Origin of the sequence: Lacticaseibacillus camelliae DSM 22697 = JCM 13995 (assembly GCF_001311195.1) — a bacterium.
Classification (GTDB): domain Bacteria; phylum Bacillota; class Bacilli; order Lactobacillales; family Lactobacillaceae; genus Lacticaseibacillus; species Lacticaseibacillus camelliae.
Map to the genome: position 1 here is coordinate 1 of NZ_BBAJ01000093.1, position 7,931 is coordinate 7,931.

Annotated in this window: 3 protein-coding genes and 4 pseudogenes; 1 reads left to right on the forward strand and 6 read right to left on the reverse strand. The window is 56.5% G+C overall.

The genetic code is table 11. The features are described 5' to 3' along the window. Positions 1-279 (forward strand): alpha/beta hydrolase (locus tag JCM13995_RS12025; protein WP_156314477.1); only part of this gene is annotated, 279 nt, incomplete at its 5' end. A gap of 77 nt (positions 280-356) precedes the next feature. Here JCM13995_RS12025 and JCM13995_RS18135 read toward each other — a convergent pair. The 6 genes and pseudogenes from JCM13995_RS18135 to JCM13995_RS12055 form a co-directional block, all read right to left on the reverse strand. After that, positions 357-2,475 (reverse strand): annotated as a pseudogene (locus JCM13995_RS18135) (ATP-dependent Clp protease ATP-binding subunit). A gap of 389 nt (positions 2,476-2,864) precedes the next feature. Further along, on the reverse strand, positions 2,865-3,674 hold the full coding sequence (locus JCM13995_RS12035; protein WP_054665982.1) for an ABC transporter ATP-binding protein: 810 nt from the start codon (positions 3,672-3,674) through the stop codon (positions 2,865-2,867). Beyond that, positions 3,674-4,571 (reverse strand): annotated as a pseudogene (locus JCM13995_RS12040) (ABC transporter permease). Before JCM13995_RS12040 ends, JCM13995_RS12035 begins: the two are co-directional and overlap by 1 nt. A gap of 27 nt (positions 4,572-4,598) precedes the next feature. Further along, positions 4,599-5,560: pseudogene (locus JCM13995_RS12045) on the reverse strand (ABC transporter substrate binding protein). Positions 5,561-5,982: 422 nt separating this feature from the next. Further along, positions 5,983-6,962: pseudogene (locus JCM13995_RS12050) on the reverse strand (ABC transporter substrate binding protein). 423 nt (positions 6,963-7,385) lie between these two features. Then, a partial coding sequence (locus JCM13995_RS12055; protein ID WP_054665986.1) for a histidine phosphatase family protein occupies positions 7,386-7,931 on the reverse strand: 546 nt, incomplete at its 5' end.

Below are 7,931 nucleotides of genomic sequence, written 5' to 3' on the forward strand. Positions count from 1 at the left end.
CCGCCGTGGGTCGCGCCGGACTATAAGCGGGCCTTGGGACTCCGGCGCCATTTTCCCAAGCACCAGGTCTCAGTCCTCAACATATACGGCGACCTTGGCGATGGTCGGCACTGGGACGGCAAAATCAACAACGTCTCATCGCGTTCGCTCCGGTATCTGCTTGGGCCTCGGCTAAAAAGCTACCAAGCGCTGGAATTCTCCGGCCCACTGGCCCAGCACCGCCTGCTGCGGACCAATCCGGCAGTAATCTCCGCAGTCGACCACTTCCTCTGGCCATAAAAAAATGGGCATCACCGCATTGCATTGTGGTGATGTCCATTTTTGCATGACTGTTTGGCAAACCTAACTTTAAACGCTTAGGCCACTGGCTGGGCGTCCTTGACCGCGCTGATGGCGATGGTCCCGTCAACCACGTCAGCCTGCAGGTGCTTTTCGGCTTGGTGATCCAGGTAATAATCCGTGACCTTATCGCGAATTTGCCGCTCAATGACCCGGCGCAGTGGGCGTGCGCCCATCGCCTCGTCATAGCCCTGCGCGATCAGCCAGGTCTTCGCCTGCGGGGTGACCGTCAGCGTCAGGCTTTTCTTCGCCAGCGTCTTGTCGACATCAGACAGCATCAGGTCGACGATCTTGCCCAGGTCATCCTTAGTCAGGTGGCTGAACTCGACGATTCCGTTGAAGCGGTTCAGGAACTCAGGCCGGAAGTATGGCGCCAGCCGCTGCATCAGCGGCTCATCCTTGGCCTTTTCACCGGTCAGGGCCTCTTCACCAAAACCGGCGTTGGAGGTCGCAATGATCACCGTGTTCTTGAAGTCGACCACGTTGCCTTGGCCGTCTGTCAGCCGGCCATCGTCCATAACCTGGAGCAGCAGCGTCAAGACTTGCGGGTCGGCCTTTTCGATTTCATCCAGCAGGACGATTGCGTAAGGGTTGCGCCGAACCTGCTCGGTCAGCGTATTGCCGTTGTCCTCGTAGCCGACGTAACCGGCGCTGGTGCCGATCAGCTTGGAGACGGCGGTGCGGTCGCTGTACTCGGACATATCAAGGCGAATGATCGCGTCCTTGCTGCCAAACAGGTCAAGCGCCAGCTGTTTAGCCAGTTCGGTCTTGCCGACCCCGGTGGGGCCGACAAACAGGAAGGAACCAATCGGCCGGTTGCCTTCGTCAAACCCGGCCCGGTTGCGCCGAATCGCCCGCGCGACCATGTCCACGGCCTCGTCTTGGCCGATGACTTTGCCCTTCAGACGCTTGCCAATGTTCTTCAAGCGTTCAATGTCGTTGGCGCCCATTTGCGCGACCGGAATGCCGGTCAGGCGCTCAACGGACTGCGCGACGTCGTCCGGCGTGGCCACCACAGGCTCGGCCTGGGCACTGGCGCTATTCTTCTGCTTCTCAAGCGCTTCAAGCTCCGTCTTAAGCTTGGCCGCCTTTTCGAAGTCCTCGGCCTTCGCCGCCTCGTCCTTTTCCTTCGTCTTCTGATCGATCTGCTTTTCCAGGGTGACTTTATCCACACTGGGTGCTTAGCCGCCAGGTGCGCGGCCGTCATGTCGATCAGGTCAATGGCCTTGTCAGGCAGTGACCGCTGCGGAATGTACTGCATCGAGTAGTCGACCGCGGCCTTCAGCACATCATCAGGCAGTTTGACGTTGTGATGCTTTTCGTAAAGGCCCTTGACCCCCTTCAAAATTTCAACCGTCGTTGCCGGACTCGGTTCGTTGATTGTCACTTCATTGAACCGCCGCGCCAGGGCGGCATCCTTCATGATGGTGTTGCGATACTCATCCTGCGTCGTTGCGCCGATCACCGTGATCTCACCACGGGACAGCGCCGGCTTGATAATATCCGCCAGGCCCTTACTGCCGTCTTCACCGCCGGTCGAGCCGGCGCCCAAGATTTGGTGGATCTCATCGAAGAACAGAATCACGTTGCCAGCCTTCTTGGTTTCCTTGATCAGATCCTCGATGTTTTGTTCAAAACTGCCCCGGTACTGAGTGCCAGCCTCCAAACTGGACAAGTCGATGGAAATAATCTGCTTGTCTTGATGGCTTCGGGCACGTTACCTTTGACGATCGCCTGGGCGAGCCCTTCAACTACCGCCGTCTTGCCAACGCCGGCATCCCCTACCAGGATTGGGTTGTTCTTGGTCCGCCGACTCAAAATTTCCGCGGTTTCCTGAATTTCTTTGTCGCGGCCGATGACTGGATCCAGCGTTCCGGCCGCAGCTTCCTTGGTCAGATTGCGGCCGAGCTTTTCCAGGATTCCTTTCTTTTGCGGCTTGCCTTCTTGAACCGGGATCTCCTGCGCGTTTTGCGCTGGCATGCGGCCACTTTGTTGCAGCTGCGCCACCTCTTCAGGCGTCAGCTCATGACCGTTGACCACGTAGCGGCGCTGACCGTTTGCGCCCATTTGATGCAGGACCTGATTCAGAAAATCATCCATACCATCATTGAAGAATGGATCATTAAATTGTGCCATAAAAACTCCTCCTTTGGCCCTGCGTTTGGCAACGCGGGACAGGTTCATTCGTCTAGTCAGTTGTTCACAAGTTGGCGGGTGCAGTGAGCAGGTGCCGGTTCGGCCACAAGGAAGCGCTCGCCTACGCCCTCCCTTCGCTCACACCCCGAGCAAAGCGGCAAGCTAGGATGATCATCCCCCTAATAACGCCAAACCTGCGTCCTTGCAAAAAAGACACCGCCGCGGGGCGATGTCTGAGGTTATATATAGTCAGTCGCACCGCTTCGCACGCCTTCTTGTTTACATAATATATAGTACCACGAAATTAGCACTCTTACAACATGAGCGCTAATATTTCTGCAAAAAAAAGATTGCCACCAGTGGGCAATCTTTTTTTGAGGCGGAAATGATCAACTAAGGAGAACAGCATCATCATTCATTTCCTCGCCGCTTTGTTCCTTAAACAGCGCAAGCAGGTCGGGAATCGTCAGCCCGCGCTTCTTTTCTGCCGGCAGGTCGACCACAATCCGGCCGTGGTCCAGCATGATCAGACGCGTGCCGTACTTCAAGGCGTCCTGCATGTTGTGCGTGATCATCAGCGTGGTGATGTGCTGCGCCGAAACGATCTGCTGCGTCAGATCCATGACGGTCGCGGAAGTGGCTGGGTCCAGCGCCGCGGTGTGCTCGTCAAGCAGCAGCAGCTCCGGCAGGTTAATCGTGGCCATCAGCAGCGTGATGGCCTGGCGCTGGCCGCCGGAAAGCAGGCCAATGTCGGTGTCCAGCCGATCCTCCAGTCCCAGGTTGAGGCTGGCGAGTTTTTCTTTCATTAGCGCCAAATCATCGCGCTTCACGCCGCGGCGCCAGAAGTTGCGCCAGGAACCGCGTTTCAACGCCAAGGCCAGGTTTTCCTTGACGGTGAGCAGCGGTGCGGTCCCTGAGCGGGGATCCTGAAAGACCCGCGAGATCAGGTTGGCCCGCTTGGCCACGGACTGGTAGGTCACGTCCTTGCCCGCAATTTTAATTTGGCCTTGCGTCACCTGAAGCGAGCCTGCCACGCTGTTGAGCAGCGTGGACTTGCCCGCCCCATTGCCGCCAATGATAGTGACGAATTCGCCGGGCTGCAGCGTCAACTCAACGTCTTTCAGGGCGTGGTTCTCGTTCGGAGTTCCTTTTTCGAACCACTGATTCAACTTGTGTACTTCCAAGGCTGGCGTTGTCATCAGTTATTCATCTCCCGTTTATTCGCAGCACGCTCGCGTGCCTTCTTGACTTCTTTTTCGACCAGCGGCAGCGCCAGGAAGACCACCAGCATCAGCGCGTAGAACAGGCGCAGGTAGTTGGGATCGACCCCGAGCTGCAGGACGCCAGCGATAATCAGGCGATAAATGATCGCCCCGACGATGATCATCAGCAGGCGCTGGCCGAAGCTGACGTTACGCACCAGAATTTCGGCGATGATAATGGCCGACAGCGCGATGACCAGGGTGCCGATTCCCATTGACACATCGGCATATCCGTTGGTCTGTGCCATCAGCGAACCCGACAAGGCAATCAGGCCGTTGGAGATCATGTAGACGATGATCTTCATGTTGTCGTTATTGATCCCATTGGCCGCCGCCATCGCCTGATTGTTCCCCACGGCGCGCGCTGCCAGGCCCATTTCAGTATTGAAAAACAGCACTAGCAGGCCAATCACAATCAGCAGGATGATCAGTCCGATGACGATGGTGGTCATCGTGGCGTCCCCAATATTAACCATCGTAAAGACCGTTTTGATGTCGGCCAAAAGCGACACGTTGGCCGCCTTCATGATGAACAGGTTCACCGAATACAGTCCCGTCATCGTTAAAATCCCGGTGAGCAGGTCAGGAATTTTCAGTTTGGTGTGCAGCAGACCAGAAACCAGGCCCGCCAGCGCCCCGCCGCAAAAACCCAGCAGCGTCGCCGGAATCGGACCGACGCCGGAAACCAGCGTGTGCGCCGTGATCGCCGCACCCAAGGGAAAACTCCCTTCAGCGGTCATGTCGCGATATCCAAGATGCGGAACGTCAGGTAAACGCCGATCGCCATGATTGCCCATAAAAACCGGTCGATATATTCGATGTCAGGATGTCCATGTTAACCTCCAAAAACTGAGTGACAGATTACTTTTCGACGTCCGCGTCGGTCAGCCCGAACGCCTTCATCATTTTCTCGTTCTTGACCACAGTGGTCTTGGCCGGCTTTTCCACCGGCAGATCGGCCACTTTCTTCCCCTTCAGGATCTTGATTGCCATGCGCGCGGTTTGCTTGCCAAGTTCCTTGTACGAAATGCCCTTGGTGGCGACCCCACCGTCCTCAACCATGGTGGATGCCGCGCAGACGACTGGAACATGCTTGCTCAGCGAGAGCTTGCCGACCGTCGGCATCGCGGCCGCAACCGTGTTGTCGGTGACCAGGTACATCGCATCAGACTTACCCGCCAGCGTTTCGGTCGCAGATTGCACATCGTTGGTCGAGGCCACCGTCGCCTTGGCCACCTTCAGCCCCAACTGCTTGGCCGCCTTGGTCGCTGTTTTGATCTGAACAACGGAGTTCTGCTCGGCGGCATTGTACAACAGGCCCACCGTTTTGGTCTTGGGGAACAATTGCTTGAGATACTCGAGCTGGCCCTTGATGTCGGTCATGTCGGTGACCCCGGTGGCGTTGGCTTCCGGATGATTGGGATTGGCAACCAGACCGGCGGCTTTGGGATCAGTGACGGCCGTGAAGACCATCGGCGTGTCCTTGTCGGCTTTCATCAGGCCTGCGCGGCCGGCGTCGCAATCGCCAAGTTGACGTCATTCTTGTCCTGCTTGAGGCGCTGGCTCATGCTCTGCAGGTTGCTTTGATCGCCTTGCGCGTTCACGTAATCGATTTTGATCTTGTCGCTCTTGTAACCTTCCTTGGCCAGTTCCTGCTCAAAGCCTTGACGCGCATCATCCAGCGCGGTTTGGTTGATCAGTTGCAAAATCCCGATCTTGACCGTTTTCTTGCCGGTACTGGCTTTGGCACTGCTGCTGCACCCGGCCAAGGCCAAAACGGCGACGGCGGCTAACCCTAATGCGATGTGTTTCAACTTCATCATGAATTCCTCCTAGAATGTGGTGCCGGATCCGGATGAGCCGCGGCAAGCGCACTGTTCGCGAAACAGAAAACGCCAGCCACTCGGTTTCATTCCAGTGGCTGGCGTCTGTTTTTGTCCTAGGAAAAACAAAAGCCACATGGAATGAAGTTGCTCCATGTGGCGGTAAATTGCACGTTTAAAGGTGCCGGCCATCATGGATGTAAGCCCGCGGCTTGCATCATGATGCAAACCGCTATCCGAAAAAGCCGGCGAAAAAGTTGCGATTAAGCTGTGTTGAGATGACTTGGTTCATAATCAACACGTCCTTTACTGGCAAAGATTAACCTTTGCTATGTAAATGAGAATACACTCATCACACTAACTCGTCAAGGACCTTTTGGGAATTAATCACAAGCTTTGCTCCGGCTCACCACGTAGAAAGGTTATTCGACGGCCTTCGCCGCCTTTTCCGCCTGCGCCTTGGTGACACCGAACTGTGCCATGCGCTTGCTGTTGGTGACCAGGGTTGCCTTGCTGGCGCCTGAACGGCAAGACTAGAAACTTTCTTGCCCTTGATGATCTTCACTGCCAGCTTAGCGGTCTGCTTGCCCAGGTCTTCGTAATTGATCCCGACCGTTGCGACCCCGGCCAGCTTGACCATGGTGGCATCAGCGGTGACGACTGGCACCTTTTTAGCGGCAGACACCTTACCGATGGTCGGCATTGCGGCGGCAGCCGTGTTGTCTGTTGGAATGTAGATGGCATCAGCCTGTCCGGCCAGCGTTTCGGCCGCCTGCTGAACGTCGTTGGTGGTGGCCGCGGTTTTGACGACGGCCTTCAGACCAAGCTTAGCGATTTCCTGGCGCGCAATTTTGATCTGAACGACAGAGTTTTCCTCGGCCGCGTTGTACAGCAGGCCGATTGTCTTGGCCTTTGGAAACAGCTGGTGAGTGAAGTCGATCTGGCCCTTCACGTCGACCATGTCGGTGACCCCGGTGGCATTCTTGTCGGGCTTCTTCGGGTCGCCGGTCAGGCCTGCGGACTTCGGATCGGTGACGGCGGTGAAGACCATCGGCGTCTGGTTATCGGCCTTCAGCAGCGCCTGGGCGGCCGGAGTGGCGATGGCCAAGTTAACAGTGTTCTTGTCACTCTTCAGGCGGGCGGACATGGAGCTCAGGTTGCCCTGATCGCCTTGCGCGTTGAGGTTATCAAACTTGACCTTGCTGCCCTTGAAGCCTTCCTTGGCCAGCTGTTCCTTGAACCCCTTATTGGCCGCGTTCAAGGCCTGCTGATCGATCAGCTGTAAGATTCCGACCTTAACGGTTTTATTTGCGCTGCTGGCGCTGGCGCTATTCCCGCAGGCGGCAAGCGCCCCGACCATCCCGACTGCTGCTAACGATAACAAGACTTTGTTCATTTTCATCATAATTTTCCTCCAGAATTTATTGCGCTCACTCGTTTGCCGCGAAACAGAAAAGCCGGCCGCAGGATTTCTCCTGTGGCCGGCCAGTTTCTTTCCGGAAAGAAAAAGCCACATGGAAGAGATCCTCTCATCCATGTGGCCGCTTAAAAATCATGCTTAAACGCTGCGCCTATCATGGATGCAAACCTGCTGCGCGGTCTGCATCCAATTAGCGATGCAGCCGCTATCCGTAATAGCCGTAGTAATACAAGCGATTTAGTTGTGTTGGTTTATTTGTTGTCATGCTCAACACTCCTTCGCACCAGTTGAACTGGTATGACAAGAGAATACAAAAATTAGAAAACAATGTCAAGGCCAAAGTAAAAATTTATTTTTGCCGCGTAGCCGAACTCTGGCGGGACCGACCGTGCTCGGCCCGTGCTGCTAGGGCTGAAGCGGCGTTGTGCCAACCGGCTGACGGTCCCGATAAACCTGAGAAAAAGTTTTGCCATTCCGTGTCATCAGCTTCGTCACCGTCGTGTTCTTCAGCATTGGCGCCTCGCGCAACCGTGCCAGGGGCAACCCCAGCAGCACCGTGGTCAGGATCTGAAACAGCAGGCCGTGCCCCACCACCAAAATCTTTCCCGTGGGGTGTGCCAGCGCAGCCGTTTCAAACACCGGCACCGCGCGCCGAGCGACTGCTTCATAAGGTTCGACACCAAATTTGGCCGCGCAGTCCGCATCAAACTCCAGCGGCCGGTGGAAGTAAAGGTCAAGGGCCTCAGGGGCCGCCACCTTCTGGATGGTTTGGCCATCCCACTGACCCAAGCGCATTTCATGCAGCCCCCATGCCGCTTGCAGTGGGGTCTGACGGCGAAAGCGATTCGCGGCCAAGATCAACTTGGCCGTGGTCAACGCCCGCGGCAGCGGCGAACTGAGTGCTTGCGTGAAGCGAACTTGCGCCAAGGCCGCGCCGACCGCCTCAGCCCG

Excerpts from the sequence above, each read along its gene's own strand:
- JCM13995_RS12035 (WP_054665982.1), bottom strand. The coding sequence starts at position 3,674 with ATGACAACGCCAGCCTTGGAAGTACACAAGTTGAATCAGTGGTTCGAA.